Below are 17,700 nucleotides of genomic sequence, written 5' to 3'. Positions count from 1 at the left end.
AGCCTGAGTACGGCCGTCCAATGGCAGACGCAATCGACGACGACCTCTACCAGCGAACCAAGGCCTTGCTCGAGCCCGGTGAGATCGAACTCAACGGCGCGGTCGTCCACACCGACTACGACGGCCAGGAAGACGTCAAGATGATGCAGGCGACGATCGACGTCGGCGACATCATCGCCGAGCACGCGGGCCACGACCCGAAAGACTGCTATGTCTACTCGGGCAACGACGACACCGACTTCTCCTCGAACCAGCACCAGGGACTGACCTTAGAGGACGAGGAGTTCGTCTGGGAGTGCCAGCAACTGCTGCGCGAGGGCAGCTTCGACATCGTCATCTACTACGAGGCAAGCGCCGACCACGAGGCAATTCTCGAAGACATCCGCGAACTGGGCTTCGACGTGACCGGCGTCGAAGGCGAGTAGTCTCGGTCCAGACGATCGACGAGCTCGACTCGTCGACGATTCCTCACGCGATCACGAGTCGGTTCGGAGAGCCGGCTCCGAGTTGCTTATACTTCGGTAGTTCCGAGAATCACGTATGAATACGGACGTCGACCTCACGGAGCGCGAGCGGGCGGTCGTCAACGCCTTTCAGGGCGGGTTTCCCGTCGTGGAACAACCGTTCGAGCCTGCTGCGGCTACCATGCGCGAGAACGGGGTCGACATCGACGCGACGGGACTGCTCGAGACGATTCGCGACTTGGACGACCGCGGCGTCCTCTCGCGGTTCGGGCCGCTCGTCAACGCCCAGGAGATCGGCGGCGCGGCGACGCTGGTCGCCATGCACGCCCCTGAAGACCGATTCGACGAAATCGTCGACCAGGTCAACGACCACCGCGAGGTAGCCCACAACTACGAGCGCGAGCACCCCCACCTCAACGTCTGGTTCGTCGTCAGCGTCGCCGACGAGGACCGCGTCGAGGAGGTACTCGCCGAGATCGAAGCCGAGACGGGTCAGAAGACGTACAACCTGCCGAAGCAGCGCGAGTTCCGCGTCGAAGCCAAGTTCTACGTCGACGGCCCGCTCGACGGCGACGGCGACATCGCGGCCGCCGGGATCGACCTGTCCGAGCGCAGTCCCGACGTGACCCCAACCGACGACTCGACGCTGTCACCGGCCGAACGCGACCTCGTCCTCGAGATCCAAGGCGGCGTCCCGCTGACTGAGACGCCGTATGCGGACGTGGCTGACGTGATCGGCCAGGAGACTGACTGGGTGCTCGAGACGATCACACGATTCGAGCGCGAGGGGAAGATCCGACGGATCGGCGTCGTGCCGAACCACTACGCGCTGGGCTATACGGAAAACGGGATGACGGTCTGGAACGTCCCCGACGAAGTCGTCCCCGAGGTCGGCCCCGAGGTCGCCGCGTTGCCCTTCGTCACGCACTGCTATCGGCGGCCGCGCCACGAGGGCGTCTGGCCGTACAACTTCTTCGCGATGACCCATGGCCGCAGCAAGGACGAAAGCCAGCAGCGTATCGAACAGGTCCGCGAGACCATGAGCGAGTACTGGGACGTCTCCGAGGACGACTGGGACTCCCTGTTTTCGACACAGATCTTGAAGAAAACCGGGATTCGACTGGACGAACGCGCCGACGCGAACACCAGAGCGCAGTAACGCCCTGCGGTAGCAACGTTCCCTCCATGATTCCACTCTTGCACGATTTCACCGACACGACGGTGCTCGTCTTCGGCGGCGGCCACGTTGGCGCACGGAAAGCCCGGCGGTTCGACCGTGAAGCCCACGTGATCGTCGTCAGTCCGACCTTTGCCGACCGGGAGTTCGGCGGGGCCGAACTCGTGCGGGCCGCACCCGACCCGGACGAGATTCCGGGCTGGCTCGAGCGGACGACCCCTGCACTGGTCGTCGCCGCGACCGACGACGACGCGATCAACGACGCCGTCGCCGACGCAGCTCGCGAGCAGGGCATGCTCGTCAATCGTGCGGACCGGTCGGGAGATCGCGACCCCGGCAGCGTCGTCGTTCCCGCGACCGTCCGCGACGACCCCGTCGTCGTCTCGGTCGCGACCGGCGGGCAAGCACCCGCACTGAGCAAGTACCTGCGACAGGAACTCGAGCAAACCCTTTCGGGTGCCGGCGAGATGGCACAGGTCTGTGCGAGGGTGCGCGAGGAACTCAAATCGAGAGACGTGGCAGCCGATCGGCGGCGCGAGATCGTCACTGACCTGGTCAATTCCCCAGATGTTTGGACAGCTTTACGTACAGGTACTTCCAACAGTCCCCAAGTGATCGAGGACGTGCTCGCCGAGAATCTGTCTACTGGGGGTGATCGGTCGTGATCTCGACCGGCGTCGTCACCGCAGCGCGTGTCACACACCAGTGTGGGACCGTCGACCAGCTCGCCGCTGCTAGCCCTGAGAGCCAGACGACCGCCGTGACCGAGTTGTTGACCGTGCCCGATATCGAAGAAGCGTACGTCCTGTCGACGTGTAACCGCGTCGAGGCATACGTCGTCGGACCGGACCACGTCGTCGGCCGAGCCGCTCTCGCTGAGTTTTTCGCTGGCGTCGAGGACGACGCCGTCGTCACCACTGACCACAACGAGAGTCTGCGCCATCTCCTGCGTGTCGCTGCTGGCCTCGAGTCGGTGATTATCGGTGAAGATCAGATCATTGGCCAGGTTCGGACCGCCTACGAGGACGCCCGTGATGCCGGCGGAGTCGGCTCGATGCTCGAGGCCGCCGTCACAAAGGCGATTCACGTCGGCGAACGCGCTCGAACCGAGACCGCGATCAACGAGGGCGTCGTCTCGCTTGGCTCGGCTGCGACGCGACGGGCCGCCCAGGAGATCGATCTCGAGGGGGCGACCGCACTGGTCGTCGGTGCCGGCGAGATGGGACAACTCGCCGCCCGGAGTCTCGCAGCTGCCGGCGTCGACGAACTCGTCATCGCCAACCGCACCGTCTCGCGCGCAACACATCTCATCAACGACGTCGACGACGAGACCGACACCACCGTCGTCTCGCTCGAGGACCTAGAGCGGGTCGCAGCCCGCGCCGACGTCGTCGTCGCAGCGACCGGCAGCGACGAGCCAGTCGTTGAACCCCACCATCTCGAGGGACAGACGGACCCACAGGTGATCGTCGATCTCGGTCAGCCCCGGGACGTCGCACCGGAGACCGATTCGTTGCCCGCGGTGCAGGTGTTCGATCTGGACGACCTCGAGTCGATCACCGCCGAGACGCACGAGCAGCGAGCCGACGCCGCCGACGAGGTCGAGACGATGATCGACCACGAGTTCGAGTTGCTCATCGAACAGTACAAACGCGCTCGCGCGGACGAGGCCATCGCTGCCATGTACGAGTCCGCCGAACGGATCAAAGAGCGAGAGGTCGAGACGGCGCTCTCTCGGCTGGGCGGCGACGAGGTGTCCGCAGAGCAACGCGAGATCGTCGAGGCGATGGCCGACTCGCTGGTCAACCAGTTGCTCGCACCGCCGACCAAGAGCCTCCGCGAAGCAGCCGCAGAGGACGACTGGAGCACTATCCACACTGCCCTCCAGCTCTTTAATCCGGAGTTCGGTGCGAACGACGGCCCGATCGCACCACCCTCGATGGCAGCCACGGTAAACGGCGACACGAGCGTCAGCGCGACCGACGACGACTGATCCGACGCGGTATCCGCGCCGCTTGCGTCGAGTCAGCGAGAACGTACGATTCTGTCTTCGCTCCTCGAGCGCGCGGAGAAGAACGTGGTGTCACTCGGCAGCCGGGCGGACCCTGTCAGTCGGCAGTTTCACTGCCCGGCTGCCGGCGGCCGACGCGTTATCGCTGCGGCGCGCCGTACTCGACGTGAACCGTCGGGACGCTCGCGGAGTCGGGCGCCTGGTTGCCGTTCCAGTCGACGAGTCGGACGTTTGCCATCTCGCCGGAGAAGCGAAAGCGCTGGACGCCGACGTCGATCGAGCCCTCGGCGACGCCGCCCGAAACGACGGTCGCTTCAGCCGTTGGATCGGCCGCCAGCATCTCGAGGTCGCCGTCGACGGTGACTTCGTAATTCGAGGGGACGCCGCGGCCGACGATCGTCACGAGATTCGGCAGCTGTATCTCGGAATCGGTTCTGTTTTCTACCGGCGTATCGCGTGCCATGCTCCGATAACCCGGGCATCTCGTCATAAGCTTTCCTGTCGAGAAATTGGTAACAATATGTGAATACGAACCCGCGTTATATCAATGGAGGTCGTCGAACGACTGGACGCGATAGTCGCCGAGGACACATCGGCCACGGCGGTCGTGGCCGACCCGTTCGACGTGGATCGCGTCGAGGCCAGCGTTCCAGGCCGCGCCGACGTCGTTTGCACCGTCGCCCGCGAGCACCCCCCGATGGCCGTTATGGGCAACGCCGAGTTCGGTCATGACACGCTCGACGGGATCGGGATCGGGTTTCCAGCCCGTCTCCTCGGTACAGCACAGTTGCGCGTCGAACCAGTCACGAATCCCGACGTGATTCAACACGGGTTCACAAAGGAATTCCTGACAGTGAGTGACCAGTCCCACCGGTGCATCGAGGTCGGCGACGAACGCGGCGTCGTCGTGGAGGTAGGTCTGTTCGGCCCGCACGAGCGGGTCTTCCTCTTCGTGAAAGGCGTCCCAGAACTCGCGGGAGTCGACGCCCCACTCCTCGAGCTGGCGGTCCCGGGAACCGGTCAGCCCGTTCCAGAGGATGTCTGCCTCCCGGTCGGTGAACCGACGGCCCAGCCGGTCGCCGACTCGGTCGAACACCTCCCGCGTATACGACCACTCGACATCGACGAGGGTGCCATCGAGGTCGAGCAGCCAGAAGTCGTAGTCCGGTTCGGCGGCCATTCGGACACAACTGTACGGGGTTCTCGAGTAAATGCCTGTCGCTGGATCGCTCCACCCCATCGACCGCCGCGGCCGTTCCAATTATGCGCTGACGATCTGAGTGAAAGATTATGTCGAATTACCCAAAGTTATAACAAGGTAGTACATGTGGCTGATACCATGTCCGAGCGGAATGCCGGTTCCGGCAGCCACGATCGGGACACGGCTGCCGACGCCGACCGAATTGCGATGTCGATCGTCGCCGATGGGGGGACGCCGGATCTCGACCAGTTCCTGAGCGTCCTGCGCGACCGACGCCGGCGATGTGTGCTGTACTGTTTACTGGACGGCGACGTCCGGGAGAGAGGTGTCCTCGCACGACGCGTCGCCGCTCGACTGGATCGGGTGTCGCCGGCCGACGTGCCCGAGCGTCGATCCGACCAGGTCGAAGCCGCGCTCGCCCACGTCGACCTCCCGATGCTGGCGGCGGCCGACGTCATTTCGTACGATCACCGAACCGGTTCCTTTCAATTCGACGACCTTCCAGGTCCGCTCGAGGCGCTTATCGATGCGTGTGCGCCGTTCGACGAGTTCGCTCACATCGACGAGTTGAGCGACGACAGCGGAGCGGACACGCCCGCCCGCGATCGATAACGGCTACGCCGGCCGACGAGTCGATCGGCCCGAAGAGCACGCTAACCGGGAGCGCGTCTCGCCGACCCGTCGCCAGCGGGCGGCGTCGTGCAGGCTCAATCGAGCGAAGTCAGAGGTCAATACCGCCGTTGACGTCGATGACTTCGCCGGTGATATACCCCGCTTCTTCACTGGCGAGATAGCGGACGAGCCCGGCGATATCGCTCGCGTCAGCGAACCGGTCTAGCGGAATGTCCTTGCGGATCTCCCCTTGCACGTCGTCCGGGATGGCCTCGACCATCTCGGTCCGCGTGAAGCCGGGGGCGATACAGTTGGCGGTCGAACCCGACGGTGCCAACTCGAGTGCGAGCGAGCGAACGAAGCCGAAAAGGCCGCTTTTGGCCGCCGCGTAGTTTGCCTGCCCGACGTTGCCTTGTTTCCCGACCACGCTCGAGATGGCGATCAAACGACCATCGTCGGCGGCTTTGATGTCGTCGTAGAAAGCGTGCGTACAGTTGAACGCCCCGTTGAGCGAGACGTCGATCGCGCGGTGCCACTCTTCGGGAGTCATGTCGGAAAAGAGCCGGTCCTGCGTGATCCCTGCGTTGTTGACGAGGACATCGACCGAGCCGAGTTCGTCGTGGACGCCCTCGCGCATGACAGCGACGTCGTCACGGTCCGTCACGTCGGCCTGAATCGGGTACCCCGCTCCCTCGCCGTCGGTGGCTGAAATCGTCTCGGCGACCTCGTGGGCGGCCGCTTCCGACGAGCGATAGTTGACGACGACGGTCGCGCCGTAGCGTCCCAGTTCGCACGCGATGCTGCGCCCGATCCCCCGCGACGCGCCGGTCACCAGACACGTGCGGTCCGCAAGCGGCTGTCGGGACGGCAGTTCCAATCCGCTCGTTTCACCGATTGTTTGCGCTGTCATCGTGACCCCTCTAGCGTGGCTCGCTGTTCCGTTTGGCTACCGTGGGGCACTGCCTCCGACACATGCCGTTCGACGGCCGTGAGCCACTCGTCGACGGTATACGTTCGCTCGCCATCCGTCTGGTCGAGTTTCGTACACGGGACGACGCCCCGAAGTCCGTCTGCGTCGCCGTCACCGGCAGCGTCGGAGAGTGCAAGCGCCACCAGCGGAACCCGAAGCGATTCACACGGTTCGTCGATGCCAAGCAGTGATGGGGTGGTCTGTCGCCGACAGAACCCCGGCTCGAGCGAACAGCCGTGCGCTGTCGCCCACTCGTCGAACTCGTCGACGAGTTCCTGCCGCGTCGGCTGATCCGTGTCCCCGATCGTGTGTTCGGCTGGCCACTGAGTGACCTGCACGTCGTCGAGGATACCGATTTCCTCGAGCGTCCGTAGTCGTTCGACCAGCACCGTGATCCGCTTGGAAACGGCGGCCGGTACGCTCGAGCGAACGTAACAATCGACCCGGACGTTGCCCGCTAGGTCGGTCTCGAGACCCGGGATGTCGGCGGCGTTATCGGCAGACATAGCAATCTCCAGTGCGCCGGATGAGGTCTCGCGCGGCGAGCGACTCGAGGACGGCAAAGAGCGTGAGTTTCGACAGGTCGAGCATCTGCTGGAGATCGGTCGCTTTCGCCTCGTCGGTGACGAGAACCGAGAGATAGACGAGTTTCGCCTGTGGTGACGTAAGTTCGTCTGGAACCGCGAGTTCGCCTGCTGTTGCCAACTGGTGTTCGCTCGAAGACATCACCGAAGACGCCCACAAGTAATTATATAAAGATGAAGGGGAACATGTTATCATTCATCATTATTACTGTTAGTGTGGCATATTACCACCTAATATCTTTCATGAATCCGTGCGCGGAGATTTCGACGTAGACACCTCGTCGTTGCCCACCGTGCGACTGAAGTCGGTTTCGCGGGCGGTCGCGACTAGAACCTGATCCATGACGGTGTAATCGGCTGCAAACATATCTACTCACCTGAGTGTCACAGCGGGCAATAATTTCATATACCAGTTTCTGGTACTGGCGCATGGGTTGGGGGAGGGGAGCCACCAGCTCCATCACGATGATACGATCACGACAGTCGCGTTCCTCGTATCGAGCAGCCGACGCCGCCGAACCACTCTTCGACACGGACCGCTGGCGGACACGGGCTCCGAACCGATTCCACGCGAGGCGGAAAGGTGGGCGACCGTGAGCGACGACGACACCGTCTACGTCGCCGCCGGCTCCACTCGCTACCACGACTATCGCGAGTGTCAGGGCCTCTCGCATGCGCGGGAGGTCTATGAGCGACCGCACTCGAGCCTGCCCGAGGACTTCACACGCTGTAAGCTCTGTTCGGGCGCGTATCACCTCGGCTCGTCCGACCGGGCGATGGTGACGGCGAGTCGGCTCGAAGAGCTCGATCCCGAGGATGTGGGCTGATACGGGCGATTATCAGTCATTTTAGACCGTATAAGTCAGTCGAGTGGAACTCCCGACGTCCCCCTCACGTCGATTACTCGTCCGTCTCGGTTACTCGAACGCTCGAGCCGAGATATTTCGAGATGACTTCCGAGACGGTGTCGGCCTTGAACGGCTTGAGATCGGCCGCGATCTCGGCTTTCAGGGCGTCGAAATACTCCTGGTCGGTCTGTAGTTCCCGGAACTCGATCGCGTGGATGGTTCGTTCGGGGACGCCGAGCCACGTTGCAGCGAGGTGGCGAGCGTAGTCCTCGTCGCCGACCTCGCCGCGCCACAGCGTGTTCCGGAAGAAGAGCCAGCCGTCGGTGCCCGGCTCCGGCGCCTCGCGAAAGAGCGTGACCGTCGTCTCGGCGCTGCTCGGCTCTATGGAGACGTCGTCGTGGGCGGGCTCTATGCGAACCCGAACGCGGAAGGCGTAGCGGGCGTCCATCGAGAGCGGTGTGGTCGGTTTACTCGCTGTGCTCGGATTCGATCAGTTCCGCCATCCCGATGTCGTCGTCGGTGATGCCGCCTGCCTCGTGGGAGGTCAGCCGGATCTCGACGCCGGAGTAGCGGATGATCATCTCGGGGTGGTGAAACTGCGCTTCGGCGATTTCGCCGACCATCTGGGCGAAGTTGACGCCGCGAAGGTAGTCGTCGAACTCGTAGACCCGGACGATCTCGTCGCCCTCGCGCTCCCATGCCTCGGGGAGTTGCGCTTCGATTTCCTCGTCGGAAAGCAGATCAGCCATATGAGGGCGAACGCAAGCCACCCAAATAATGATTGTCCCGTGTTCTCATTCGGCCGTAGTCCCGCGGTTCGTGTCCGTTGCGGTCGGTCGGCGGCCGATCCACCATCAGTGACGGCGCGACTCCGTGCTGGCGGGCTGGAGTTCGGCATCGACCAGTGTCTCGTAGGCACGACGAAACCGCTCGGAAAGCGCCTGGTGTGAAATGTCTAGTTCGTCGGCCAGTTCCTCCATCGATACGCCGCGGGGAATCTCGAAGTAGCCGTGCTCGAGGGCGGCTTCAAGGGCCTCTTGCTGTTCGGGCGTCAGCCGCGTCTCGTGGCCGTCGGTGTCGGTTACATCAGTGATCCGCCGGAGGTCGGCGTTGATCCCGCGCTCGACCAGCCGCTCGTAGGTATCACAGAGCTGGTCGCGGGTGCGGTAGCGAACCGTCACCTGCCACCAGCCATCGGTCGCGCGTGCCTCGAGGAGCGAGCCGCCGTCTGCCAGCAGTTCGTTCCAGAGCCGGTTCGGTCCCGTTTCGTCGGTAAACGTCACGTCGTACAGCAGCCGCGAGTCGGTTTCGACGAGCAGTTCCGCGGTCTCGACGGACGGGTCGGCCGCGAACGCGGCACTGACCGTCTCGCGATCGACACCACTCACCCACAGTGATGGACGCGTCTTCGAGACCGACGACTCGAGTTCGAACGTCGCCGCCGGTGCGCGCTCGAACGTGGTCGCAAGCGCTGTCTCCGCCGCCGGAAGCCGGAGGTCAGCTATCGTCGACATCACACGTCGTACACCGCCATCGCGTAAAAACTGCTGTTACGGTGAGCCTGACTGTCGGGATCAGTGATAGTCCAGCGTTCGAGTCGGCAAGCGGGGTCGCTACCGACCGCGACGGTTACGAATTGACGAGGAGAAGCACCCGTCCACTGCTGCCCGTGATACTATCGGATGGCCGATTGTGACCCCCGTATGCGGTATCTGGAAATCACGGTCCCGGAGGGGAAACGACGGGCCGTCCTCGACATCCTCGAGGAAGAGGGGGTCGATTACGTCGTCAGCGACGAAACCAGCGGCCGGAAGTACACCGCAGTCGTTCGGTTTCCGGTCCCGACACAGGCTGTCGAACCGCTCCTCGACCGGCTCAAGCGAACCGGTGTCGGCGACGAGGCCCGTGTCGTCGTGATCGACGCCGAAACGGTCCTCTCGGAGGGGTTTGCGACGCTGCAGGAACGGTACAGCTACGGCGGACAGACCAGTGCGCGCACCTCGAGACAGGTCCTGCGGACGAAAGCCGACGAACTCACGCCCCCGTTTCCGATCTACGCCGCGATGCTGTTGATCAGTGCTGTCGTCGCGACCGCCGGTCTGCTGGTCGACTCGCCGGCGGTCGTGATCGGTGCGATGGTCATCGCGCCGCTGCTTGGCCCCGCGCTCGCGGCCAATATCGGCATCGTCACCGGCGATGCTCGGCTCACATCGACCGGCTTTCGTTACCAGCTCGTCGGCGTCGGGCTGGTAGTCACCGCCTCGATCGCGCTCGCAGTGCTCGCTCGACTGGCCGGCCTCGAGCCCGCGGGAGTCGACATCGTCGTCGCCACCGAACTCGAGGAGCGGGTCGCGCCGAACCTGTTTTCGCTGGCGGTCGCGCTGGGTGCCGGTATCGCCGGCATCCTGAGTCTCACGCGAGGATTCTCGGAGGCGATCGTCGGCGTCATGATCGCCGCAGCGCTCATTCCACCCTCCGCTGCGGTCGGGATCACGGTCGCCTGGGGGATGTCCGGCGCGGCGATCGGTGCTGCCCTCCTCGTGATCGTCAATCTCCTGTCGGTCAATCTGGCCGCCCTGGCGACGCTGTGGATCGCCGGCTATCGCCCCCAGGGACTGTTCGAGGTGTCGCCGACGCGAAGGCCGACCTACACCTACGCGGCGATCTTCGGGATCGGCTTGCTGGTGTTGGCCGTCCCACTTGCCAGCGTTACCCTGCTCGACTTTCATACGACCGAACTCGAGTCGGCCACTGAAGCGGAGGTCGAGGGCGTTCTCACGGACCCCCGATACGACGAGTTCGAGGTCGAAGACATCGTGATCGAACTCGACGGCAACTATCCGGTCCAATCGGTCGAGAGAGTCGTTGTCACGGTCTCGAGTCAGAGCGCCGGGCCGGAGCCGGGGCTCGCTGATCGCCTCTACAGGGAGATCAGCCCCCACACCGACGATCCGATCGTCGTCGAGGTTCAGTATGTCGTCGCTGAACAGCGGGGGCGCACCGAGCAGGGGGACACTGCCAACGGGCAAGAAACCGACGTTCAGGATGGTCCGCTTCTGGTTTCGCGTGGCATTTGAATACGGCCCGTCTCGAGGGTCGTGAGCCCGAGAGCGGGCGGCCCGCTCAGCGCCCGGGCAGCACCGTCTTGAGGTGGTCGAACGAGAGCAACGACGTTGGCCGGTCCATGTGGACACCGATCTCGCCCGACAGTGCGCCGAGGCCGAGCCGCTGGATCGGCTCGGGCAGCGAGTACGCACGCCGAATCCAGTGACCGAGTTGCTGTTCGCGTGCCAAGTCGTCGCGCCAGGCGCGTTCGTAGGCCGCGAGCGTGGTCGGCCGGTCGGGGTCGATCTCACGAGCGGCGTGGTCGGCACTGGTCATGCCGTAGAGAATGCCGCCGCCGGTGAAGGGCTTGGTCTGGGCGGCCGCGTCGCCGATGAGAAACGCTCGCCGGGTCGTCACCCGATCCGGTGGGCCGATCGGGATCGCGCCCGAACACCGATGGGAGACGTCGACCTCGTAGCCGTCGATCAGGTCCTCGAAGTGTTTGGTCACGTGGACGCCCGGCGGGGCCGCGAGGCCGTACTCGACGCCGGCCTCGCCGCGTGGAATGCGCCACGCGAAAAAGGTCGGCGGGGTCAGATGTACGTCGACGAAATCCTGGTGGTCGTCCTCGTCTGAAAAGGCGAGCACACCGTGAAGGAACTCGTCTGGTTGGGGGAGGCCGAGTTCGTCCCGAACCCTCGAGCGTGGCCCGTCACAGCCGGCGACCATCTTCGCCTCGAACTCGACGACGCCATCGGGCCCGTTCGCGACGACTGCGACGCGATCGTGGTGTTCGGTGACCTCGGTAACGGTGTGGTCCTCACGGACGTCCGCGCCCGCCTCGCGAGCCAGCTCGGCAAGATGGCGATCCAGCCCGACGCGGTCGATGACGTTCGAGGCGACCTCCTGTTTGTAAAACGGGTAGGCGTCGCTCCGGGGGCCACCGACGTGAAATCGCGCACCGTAGATTTCGTTTTGAAACAGCTCCTCGCGAGCTCTTTCCCCCGTGAACTGCCAGATATCAGTACTTACGTGGCCCGAACAGGCCAGTGGCTCGCCGATACGGCCCTTCTCGAGGGCGAGCACGTCGTAGCCGTCCTCGGCAGCCCGGCGGGCAAACCGCGAGCCCGGCGGCCCGACGCCAACGACGACGAAATCGTACATGTCCGCCACCTTTCCGGCGCAGCCTAAATAGCTTCTCGAGATGAGCGCGGCGCCGTGCGTCTCGGCTCACACCCGAACCCGGTGCGCCGTCCGGTAACAGCATACCCTTTATGCGACGGGTGTCTATCAGGACGTATGACCGATAGAGCGCCACAGGACGACGCTGCGGCGGCGTTCGCCAGTCGGGCCGAGGCGGCCCACGGCGAGTCGATCCGACAGCTCGTCGCGTTCGGGGACGCAGTCCGCGGCGACGACCGCGGCGTCCACACCGAGGTCGAGATACTGGTCGTGCTCGAGGCCGACGATCCGGAAACCGAACGCGCCCTCGAGGCGGAAGCCGAGACCGTCGGGATAGAGCACGGCGTCGTCATCTCGGTGTACGTGTTACCCGCCGACCGGGTCGACGCGAATGCGGACCACCCGCTCGTCCGGACAGCGCTCGAGGAAGGGCGAGCGTATGTGTAGGGCAGTAGCCACCATTCCGGCACCGCGTCGGTCTCGAGCGAGTCGTGGAGGGACGAGCGACCGATGCGGGTGACGCTGTTGGGAACCGGTGATACGACCGGGACGCCGACCGTCGGCTGTGACTGTGACACCTGCACGGCGGCACGAGAGCGCGGCCTCGAGCGTACGCGGTTCTCGGTCCACATCGAGAACGAGCGCGTCGACGAGTCGCTGCTGATCGATTTTAGCCCCGACTTTCGCTACCAGTTTCTCCGCGACGACGTGTCGTTGCCCGACGCCGCCGTCATCACGCACGTCCACTTCGATCACCTCGACGGACTTGGCAACGTCTTTCGCGTGCTCGACTCGCTCGATGTCTACGCGGCCGACGAGACCGATCCCAAAACCGGCAAGAGCGTCGCCGAGACAGTCGACGACGACTACCACTATCTCGATCCGCTGACCGTGGTCCCGACGACGCCGCTCGAGCCGGTCTCGGTCTGTGGGCTCGAGGTGACGCTGGTTCCAGTCGACCACCCGCCGTTGGTCTGTTACGGCCTCCGCGTCGAGGATCCCGTGACGGGGGCGACACTGTCGATCACAGGCGATACGAGCTACGATATTCCCGAGGCGTCCCGCGAGGTACTAGCCGATCCCGACCTGTTGCTGGCCGACGGGATCGTGCCCGCCGACCTCTGTGAGTACCATCCGATCGGCGGCCGCCACGAGGATGCGGCTGGGACGCCGCGAACGTTCGGAACGAAACACATGACGCGAGAGGGTGCCCTCGCAATGGCCGAGGAGCTGAACGCCGACCGCACGCGACTCGTCCACCTCGCACACTACTACCCCGCCGACGAAGCCTTCGAGGAGCCACTGGCGGTCGACGGCGAGGAGTACGTGCTGTGAGAACGGCCGGTCCGCCGCTGTGACTCACGGGCGGGGCCGTTACCCGAACTGATCGAGGCCGGCCTGTCGGCGACGGGTGCCGTCGGGGTCTGCCTCCCACGCCGTCTGTCGGTCGCGTTCGGCCTCGAGATCGACCGCGGGAGCCACAGTTTGCTCGTAGCCCGGACACGAGGGGCCACACTCCGTTGTGGCGTCGACCGCTCGGTCCGCCCACGCACAGTATGGCAGTGTCGCACCATCCGCATCGACCGGCTGGCATGCCTTACACGCAGGAAACTCGTACGTTCGCCAGCCCTTGCCGTAGGCGCGCTCGGCGAGCCGCCGGCGTGCTCGTGCCTTCGACTCAGGTGAGACGACCTCGATTTCGGTGCGACCCGGCTCGAACGCGAGGGGTTCGATCCCCGGCTCGTCGACTGGCAGTGACGCCGGCTCGCGGATCACCTCGATCTCGAGTCCCCTGCTCGCGTCGTCGCGATGAACCCGCCAGACGCCGACGTCGTCGGGGATCCGGTGCAGATGGGCGCGGGTCACGTAACTCTCGGTCGCGAGCACGATTTCGTCGGCCACGGCGAGGCTGACGTCCGTTCGCAGTTGCGACTCGAGATCGCCCGGCCGGCCCAGATCGGGCTTGTTCTCGATGCCAACGAGCCGGTCGTACCAGTCGGGATAGCGGGCGGTCTGGCGGACGTACTCGCGACTGGCGGCCGCGCTGGCGGTGTGATCACGTTCGAAGAAACCGGACTCGAGCGCGCGGTCGACGGCGCGGCGCGCACGGTCGGGATGGCAGTCGAAGGCGTCTTTCCAGTAGCGGGCCCGGCCGGTGCCGACCGCCGAGGCGACGGCCGCGTCAGGGATCGATTCGCTCGTGATCGCGACGCGCTCGTCGAACGCAGGGCCGGGCTCGACGCAGACGATATCGAGGATGCGGCCGCCGGGCGCGGCGACGCCCGCGCCGAGCTGGCGGGCGACGATTCCCTCCTGGCGTGACTCGAGGTGCGTACACAGCTCGAGTTCGAACGCGAACTCTGACACAGTTCCGATACGGGATGGCCGCGAAAAAGGTCGTCGGGGCCGCCGGCTCGAGAATGGCGCCTGTGAACTGGACTCGAGGCGCCACGAGCGGCGGAGTCGAAAGCATAGCTCGCAACCTTTATCAAGCGCACAGCGGAATCACTACCTAAGATTACTCATCGTCTTATGGTAGGAAATCGACAACCGGAGGTGAACATCGGGCTCGTCGGCCACGTCGACCACGGCAAGACGACGCTGGTGCAAGCCCTCAGCGGCTCGTGGACGGACCAGCACTCAGAGGAGATGAAACGCGGCATCTCCATTCGACTCGGCTACGCCGACGCCACGTTCCGTCACTGTGAGGGACTCGACGAACCCGAATGTTACACCGTCACGGAGGAGTGTCCGGACGGCTCGGAAAGCGAGCCGCTGCGGACCGTCTCGTTCGTCGACGCCCCGGGTCACGAGACCCTGATGGCGACGATGCTCTCGGGTGCCTCGCTGATGGACGGCGCGGTGCTGGTCGTCAGCGCCAACGAGCCCGTCCCCCAGCCCCAGACCGAAGAGCACCTGATGGCGCTCGATATCATCGGCATCGACAACATCGTCATCGCTCAGAACAAGGTCGACCTCGTCGACGCCGATACGGCTCGGAACAACTACGAACAGATCAAGGAGTTCGTCGCAGGCACGGTCGCCGAAGATGCCCCCATCGTCCCCGTCTCCGCGGGCCAGGAGGTCAACCTCGATCTGCTCATCCAGGCGATCGAAGAGGAGATCCCCACGCCGGATCGGGATCCCGACGCCGACCCACGGATGCACGTCGCCCGCAGTTTCGACATCAACAAACCCGGCACGACCGCACGGGACCTCTCTGGTGGCGTCCTCGGCGGCAGTCTCGTGCAGGGCGAACTTGAGGTCGGCGACGAGATCGAGATCCGCCCCGGCCGCGAGGTCGAGGAGGGCGGCCAGACCGAGTACGTCCCGATCGAGACGACGATCCGCTCGCTGCAGGCCGGCGGCGAAACGGTCGACACGGTCACGCCGGGCGGGCTGCTCGGCGTCGGAACCGGACTCGATCCCTCGCTCACCAAAGGTGACGCGCTGGCGGGCCGCATGGCCGGGCCGCCGGGCTCGCTCCCGCCGACGTGGGAGCAGTTCACTATGGAAGTCGACCTGCTCGAGCGGGTCGTCGGCGCGGAACAGGGCGAGACGGTCGACGAGATCAGCACCGGTGAACCGCTGATGATGACCGTCGGTACGGCGACGACCGTCGGCGCCGTCACCAGCGCCCGCGAAGGAGAGTGTGAGGTCAACCTCAAACGGCCCGTCGCCGCCGATCCCGGGACGAAAATCGCGATCAACCGCCGCATCGGCGCCCGCTGGCGGCTGATCGGACTGGGAACGCTGACGGACTGAGATGAGCGATCGGACGCAGGTCGCCCTCGATACGAGCGCGTTGATGATGCCGGTCGAACTCGACGTCCGGCTGTTCGACGAGCTCGAGCGGCTGCTTGACGCCTACGAGCCGATACTCCCACAGGCCGTCCTCGAGGAACTCCGTCGGCTCTCCGAGAAAGGGGGCCAGGAGGGAACGGCCGCGACTGTCGGCCACGACCTGGCGACCGAACGCTGTCTCGCCGTCGACACGGAAGCATCGTACGCGGACGACGCCTTGGTCGAACTCGCCCGCGAGGGCGTCGTCGACTACGTCGTCACGAACGACCGCCCGCTGCGCGACCGGGTGCTCGAAGCCGGCAGACCGGTAATTGCATTACGCGGGAGAAACAAGTTAGCGATCACTCAACCATAGATGTACAAACGGGTTAGATTGAAGGATACGGTAGAAGTACCGCCGGAAGAGCTCGGCGACGTCTCGCCGGGGTTGGTCAAGCGACTGCTCCAGGACAAACTCGAGGGACGGATGGACGAAGACGTCGGGAGCGTCGTCTCCGTCACCGAAGTCCACGACATCGGTGAGGGGGCAGTGCTCCCGAACCGGCCAGGTGTCTACTACGAGGCCGAATTCGATGCGGTGACGTTCGATCCGGAGATGCAGGAAGTCGTCGACGGCACCGTCGTCGAAGTCGTCGAGTTCGGTGCCTTCGTCGGCATCGGTCCCGTCGACGGGCTGCTCCACGTCTCCCAGATCAGCGACGAGTATCTGGCCTTCGACGGCGAGAATCAGCAGCTCTCCTCGAACGAGTCCGACCGGTCCCTCGGCGTCGACGACGCCGTCCGGGCCCGCATTGTCACCAAGAGCATCGACGAGCGCAACCCGCGCGACTCGAAGATCGGGCTCACCGCGAAACAGCCCGGCCTCGGCAAACACGAGTGGCTCGAAGAGGAGCGCAAGAAACGCGAAGCGACCGCAGGTGAATAACCATGGCATCGAACCGCCTCGTCTGTCGCGAGTGTCACCGGGTCAACGAACCGGACAACGAGACCTGCGACGCCTGTAACTCCTCCTCGCTGACCGAAGACTGGGCGGGCTATGTCATCATCGCCCACCCAGAGGAAAGCGAGATTGCGACGGAGATGCAGATCACCGAACCAGGTGCGTACGCGCTGAAAGTCCGCTAACAGTCGTGACTCGCGACGAGACAGCCGACGACACGCCCGCCGACGAGCAGTTGCTTGTATTGCCTGACGACCTCCGCCACGAACTCAAAGAGCCGCTGGGCCCGATCGAGACTGACGCCGAGCGACTGCTCGAGGCCGTCGACGGCCCCATCATCGCCGTCGGCGACGTCGTCACCTACCACCTCCTGGAAGCGGGCCGCCAGCCCGACGTGGCGCTCGTCGACGGGCGGACGAAACGCGAGGCCGTCGACGCGGAGATCCGCGAGGCGGTCACGGCCGGCGCGAGCCTCGAGGTGACCAACCCGCCGGCCGAACTCGCCGCGCCGGTCGTGCGGGCGCTTCGGCGCGCGCTCGCGGCGGACGAGCCGACGACGATTCTGGTTGACGGTGAGGAAGATCTAGTCGCGCTCCCCGCCATCGTCGCCGCGCCCGACGGTGCAAGCGTCGTCTACGGCCAGCCCGACGAGGGGATGGTCCACGTCGACGTGACCGACGACCACCGACAGGAGATGCGCGACCTGCTCGAGCGCTTCGAGGGTGATACCGAGCGGTTCTGGGCGTTGCTCGAGGACGCAGAATCGAACGGCGAGTAAGACGGCGGTTGCTGTCGGACAGCGGATTTCTATCGATTCGGTCGGACAGTGCAATTAATCCGCGTCGGAAAATACAGAACCCGC

The 17,700-nt window shown here is 64.8% G+C and carries 24 protein-coding genes; 14 read left to right on the top strand and 10 right to left on the bottom strand.

The window, feature by feature from the left end:
* Positions 1–20: 20 nt before the first annotated feature.
* The 4 genes from E2L06_RS13755 to hemA all read left to right on the top strand — a co-directional run bounded on the left by E2L06_RS13755 (position 21) and on the right by hemA (position 3,634).
* Entirely contained in the window at positions 21–425 is a 405-nt protein-coding gene (locus E2L06_RS13755) for a DUF5778 family protein (RefSeq protein ID WP_138782185.1), read from the top strand.
* A gap of 115 nt (positions 426–540) precedes the next feature.
* A complete protein-coding gene (locus E2L06_RS13750) occupies positions 541–1,623 on the top strand; it encodes an Lrp/AsnC family transcriptional regulator (protein ID WP_138782184.1) in 1,083 nt (360 codons plus the stop codon).
* A 26-nt stretch (positions 1,624–1,649) separates the two neighbouring features.
* Positions 1,650–2,306, top strand: a complete 657-nt coding sequence (locus E2L06_RS13745) for a bifunctional precorrin-2 dehydrogenase/sirohydrochlorin ferrochelatase (protein ID WP_138782183.1) — start codon at positions 1,650–1,652, stop codon at positions 2,304–2,306.
* Entirely contained in the window at positions 2,306–3,634 is a 1,329-nt protein-coding gene (gene hemA / locus E2L06_RS13740; RefSeq protein ID WP_138782561.1) for a glutamyl-tRNA reductase, read from the top strand. Before E2L06_RS13745 ends, hemA begins: the two co-directional genes overlap by 1 nt.
* Before the next feature lie 157 nt (positions 3,635–3,791).
* Here the strand turns inward: hemA and E2L06_RS13735 are convergent, their stop codons facing one another.
* Both E2L06_RS13735 and E2L06_RS13730 read right to left on the bottom strand, forming a co-directional pair.
* Complete coding sequence (locus E2L06_RS13735) at positions 3,792–4,115, bottom strand: hypothetical protein (protein ID WP_138782182.1); 324 nt, start codon at positions 4,113–4,115, stop codon at positions 3,792–3,794.
* Positions 4,116–4,196: 81 nt separating this feature from the next.
* Positions 4,197–4,832, bottom strand: coding sequence for an HAD family hydrolase (locus E2L06_RS13730; protein WP_138782181.1), 636 nt, complete (start codon positions 4,830–4,832; stop codon positions 4,197–4,199).
* Positions 4,833–4,991: 159 nt separating this feature from the next.
* Between E2L06_RS13730 and E2L06_RS13725 the strand changes: the two genes are divergently transcribed.
* Positions 4,992–5,465 (top strand): hypothetical protein, encoded by a 474-nt coding sequence (locus E2L06_RS13725; protein WP_138782180.1) that lies wholly within the window; start codon positions 4,992–4,994, stop codon positions 5,463–5,465.
* A gap of 109 nt (positions 5,466–5,574) precedes the next feature.
* Here the strand turns inward: E2L06_RS13725 and E2L06_RS13720 are convergent, their stop codons facing one another.
* Genes E2L06_RS13720 through E2L06_RS13710 form a run of 3 tightly spaced genes read right to left on the bottom strand, consistent with a single transcriptional unit; the run spans position 5,575 to position 7,161 of the window.
* Positions 5,575–6,375 (bottom strand): beta-ketoacyl-ACP reductase, encoded by an 801-nt coding sequence (locus E2L06_RS13720; protein ID WP_138782179.1) that lies wholly within the window; start codon positions 6,373–6,375, stop codon positions 5,575–5,577.
* The gene (locus E2L06_RS13715) at positions 6,372–6,941 is read right to left on the bottom strand and encodes an HTH domain-containing protein (protein ID WP_138782178.1); all 570 of its coding nucleotides are present in this window, start codon (positions 6,939–6,941) and stop codon (positions 6,372–6,374) included. The genes E2L06_RS13720 and E2L06_RS13715 overlap by 4 nt, the downstream gene beginning before the upstream one ends.
* The gene (locus E2L06_RS13710; protein WP_138782177.1) at positions 6,928–7,161 is read right to left on the bottom strand and encodes a MarR family transcriptional regulator; all 234 of its coding nucleotides are present in this window, start codon (positions 7,159–7,161) and stop codon (positions 6,928–6,930) included. The genes E2L06_RS13715 and E2L06_RS13710 overlap by 14 nt, the downstream gene beginning before the upstream one ends.
* Before the next feature lie 451 nt (positions 7,162–7,612).
* Between E2L06_RS13710 and E2L06_RS13705 the strand changes: the two genes are divergently transcribed.
* A complete protein-coding gene (locus E2L06_RS13705; RefSeq protein ID WP_138782176.1) occupies positions 7,613–7,846 on the top strand; it encodes a hypothetical protein in 234 nt (77 codons plus the stop codon).
* A 73-nt stretch (positions 7,847–7,919) separates the two neighbouring features.
* On the opposite strand, the gene lwrS is transcribed toward E2L06_RS13705, so the two are convergent.
* The 3 genes from lwrS to E2L06_RS13690 all read right to left on the bottom strand — a co-directional run bounded on the left by lwrS (position 7,920) and on the right by E2L06_RS13690 (position 9,381).
* A complete protein-coding gene (gene lwrS, locus E2L06_RS13700) occupies positions 7,920–8,315 on the bottom strand; it encodes an LWR-salt protein (RefSeq protein WP_138782175.1) in 396 nt (131 codons plus the stop codon).
* Positions 8,316–8,334: 19 nt separating this feature from the next.
* A complete protein-coding gene (locus E2L06_RS13695) occupies positions 8,335–8,616 on the bottom strand; it encodes a 4a-hydroxytetrahydrobiopterin dehydratase (protein WP_138782174.1) in 282 nt (93 codons plus the stop codon).
* Positions 8,617–8,721: 105 nt separating this feature from the next.
* Positions 8,722–9,381, bottom strand: coding sequence for a helix-turn-helix domain-containing protein (locus E2L06_RS13690; RefSeq protein WP_138782173.1), 660 nt, complete (start codon positions 9,379–9,381; stop codon positions 8,722–8,724).
* A 189-nt stretch (positions 9,382–9,570) separates the two neighbouring features.
* Here E2L06_RS13690 and E2L06_RS13685 point away from each other — a divergent pair, with 189 nt between their 5' ends.
* Positions 9,571–10,944, top strand: a complete 1,374-nt coding sequence (locus E2L06_RS13685) for a TIGR00341 family protein (RefSeq protein WP_138782172.1) — start codon at positions 9,571–9,573, stop codon at positions 10,942–10,944.
* A gap of 46 nt (positions 10,945–10,990) precedes the next feature.
* Here the strand turns inward: E2L06_RS13685 and E2L06_RS13680 are convergent, their stop codons facing one another.
* Positions 10,991–12,076 carry a geranylgeranyl reductase family protein gene (locus E2L06_RS13680; RefSeq protein WP_138782171.1) on the bottom strand — a complete coding sequence of 362 codons (1,086 nt, stop codon included), beginning with the start codon at positions 12,074–12,076 and terminating at the stop codon, positions 10,991–10,993.
* Positions 12,077–12,211: 135 nt separating this feature from the next.
* On the opposite strand from E2L06_RS13680, the gene E2L06_RS13675 reads away from it, so the two are divergent.
* Together E2L06_RS13675 and E2L06_RS13670 are read left to right on the top strand one after the other, a co-directional pair.
* Entirely contained in the window at positions 12,212–12,541 is a 330-nt protein-coding gene (locus tag E2L06_RS13675; protein ID WP_138782170.1) for a hypothetical protein, read from the top strand.
* Positions 12,542–12,604: 63 nt separating this feature from the next.
* Positions 12,605–13,429 (top strand): MBL fold metallo-hydrolase, encoded by an 825-nt coding sequence (locus tag E2L06_RS13670; protein ID WP_138782169.1) that lies wholly within the window; start codon positions 12,605–12,607, stop codon positions 13,427–13,429.
* 39 nt (positions 13,430–13,468) lie between these two features.
* Here E2L06_RS13670 and E2L06_RS13665 read toward each other — a convergent pair whose 3' ends face one another.
* Positions 13,469–14,461, bottom strand: a complete 993-nt coding sequence (locus E2L06_RS13665; protein WP_138782168.1) for a DUF5787 family protein — start codon at positions 14,459–14,461, stop codon at positions 13,469–13,471.
* 165 nt (positions 14,462–14,626) lie between these two features.
* Here E2L06_RS13665 and E2L06_RS13660 point away from each other — a divergent pair, with 165 nt between their 5' ends.
* Genes E2L06_RS13660 through E2L06_RS13640 form a run of 5 tightly spaced genes read left to right on the top strand, consistent with a single transcriptional unit; the run spans position 14,627 to position 17,616 of the window.
* Positions 14,627–15,859 (top strand): translation initiation factor IF-2 subunit gamma, encoded by a 1,233-nt coding sequence (locus E2L06_RS13660; protein ID WP_138782167.1) that lies wholly within the window; start codon positions 14,627–14,629, stop codon positions 15,857–15,859.
* A 1-nt stretch (position 15,860) separates the two neighbouring features.
* On the top strand, positions 15,861–16,253 hold the full coding sequence (locus tag E2L06_RS13655; protein ID WP_138782166.1) for a PIN domain-containing protein: 393 nt from the start codon (positions 15,861–15,863) through the stop codon (positions 16,251–16,253).
* Positions 16,254–16,823 carry a DNA-directed RNA polymerase gene (locus E2L06_RS13650; RefSeq protein ID WP_138782165.1) on the top strand — a complete coding sequence of 190 codons (570 nt, stop codon included), beginning with the start codon at positions 16,254–16,256 and terminating at the stop codon, positions 16,821–16,823.
* A 2-nt stretch (positions 16,824–16,825) separates the two neighbouring features.
* Positions 16,826–17,023: a transcription elongation factor subunit Spt4 gene (gene spt4, locus E2L06_RS13645; protein ID WP_138782164.1), complete on the top strand. Its 198-nt coding sequence runs from the start codon at positions 16,826–16,828 to the stop codon at positions 17,021–17,023.
* A 5-nt stretch (positions 17,024–17,028) separates the two neighbouring features.
* A complete protein-coding gene (locus E2L06_RS13640) occupies positions 17,029–17,616 on the top strand; it encodes a GTP-dependent dephospho-CoA kinase family protein (protein WP_138782163.1) in 588 nt (195 codons plus the stop codon).
* The last annotated feature ends 84 nt before the right edge of the window (positions 17,617–17,700 follow it).

Origin of the sequence: Haloterrigena sp. H1 (assembly GCF_005938085.1) — an archaeon.
Lineage (GTDB): Archaea > Halobacteriota > Halobacteria > Halobacteriales > Natrialbaceae > Natrinema.
Note: the sequence above shows the minus strand (reverse complement) of the source record. Positions and strands in the feature narration are given on the sequence as shown.

Bases quoted from the DNA above. Each gene is read 5' to 3' on its own strand.
- E2L06_RS13695 (WP_138782174.1), bottom strand. From the start codon at position 8,616: ATGGCTGATCTGCTTTCCGACGAGGAAATCGAAGCGCAACTCCCCGAG.
- E2L06_RS13655 (WP_138782166.1), top strand. From the start codon at position 15,861: ATGAGCGATCGGACGCAGGTCGCCCTCGATACGAGCGCGTTGATGATG.
- E2L06_RS13725 (WP_138782180.1), top strand. From the start codon at position 4,992: ATGTCCGAGCGGAATGCCGGTTCCGGCAGCCACGATCGGGACACGGCT.
- E2L06_RS13715 (WP_138782178.1), bottom strand. From the start codon at position 6,941: ATGTCTGCCGATAACGCCGCCGACATCCCGGGTCTCGAGACCGACCTA.
- lwrS (WP_138782175.1), bottom strand. From the start codon at position 8,315: ATGGACGCCCGCTACGCCTTCCGCGTTCGGGTTCGCATAGAGCCCGCC.
- E2L06_RS13685 (WP_138782172.1), top strand. From the start codon at position 9,571: ATGCGGTATCTGGAAATCACGGTCCCGGAGGGGAAACGACGGGCCGTC.
- E2L06_RS13745 (WP_138782183.1), top strand. From the start codon at position 1,650: ATGATTCCACTCTTGCACGATTTCACCGACACGACGGTGCTCGTCTTC.
- E2L06_RS13670 (WP_138782169.1), top strand. From the start codon at position 12,605: ATGCGGGTGACGCTGTTGGGAACCGGTGATACGACCGGGACGCCGACC.
- E2L06_RS13750 (WP_138782184.1), top strand. From the start codon at position 541: ATGAATACGGACGTCGACCTCACGGAGCGCGAGCGGGCGGTCGTCAAC.
- E2L06_RS13710 (WP_138782177.1), bottom strand. From the start codon at position 7,161: ATGTCTTCGAGCGAACACCAGTTGGCAACAGCAGGCGAACTCGCGGTT.
- E2L06_RS13720 (WP_138782179.1), bottom strand. From the start codon at position 6,375: ATGACAGCGCAAACAATCGGTGAAACGAGCGGATTGGAACTGCCGTCC.
- E2L06_RS13735 (WP_138782182.1), bottom strand. From the start codon at position 4,115: ATGGCACGCGATACGCCGGTAGAAAACAGAACCGATTCCGAGATACAG.
- E2L06_RS13755 (WP_138782185.1), top strand. From the start codon at position 21: ATGGCAGACGCAATCGACGACGACCTCTACCAGCGAACCAAGGCCTTG.
- E2L06_RS13690 (WP_138782173.1), bottom strand. From the start codon at position 9,381: ATGTCGACGATAGCTGACCTCCGGCTTCCGGCGGCGGAGACAGCGCTT.
- E2L06_RS13730 (WP_138782181.1), bottom strand. From the start codon at position 4,832: ATGGCCGCCGAACCGGACTACGACTTCTGGCTGCTCGACCTCGATGGC.
- E2L06_RS13650 (WP_138782165.1), top strand. From the start codon at position 16,254: ATGTACAAACGGGTTAGATTGAAGGATACGGTAGAAGTACCGCCGGAA.
- E2L06_RS13680 (WP_138782171.1), bottom strand. From the start codon at position 12,076: ATGTACGATTTCGTCGTCGTTGGCGTCGGGCCGCCGGGCTCGCGGTTT.
- E2L06_RS13660 (WP_138782167.1), top strand. From the start codon at position 14,627: ATGGTAGGAAATCGACAACCGGAGGTGAACATCGGGCTCGTCGGCCAC.
- spt4 (WP_138782164.1), top strand. From the start codon at position 16,826: ATGGCATCGAACCGCCTCGTCTGTCGCGAGTGTCACCGGGTCAACGAA.
- E2L06_RS13675 (WP_138782170.1), top strand. From the start codon at position 12,212: ATGACCGATAGAGCGCCACAGGACGACGCTGCGGCGGCGTTCGCCAGT.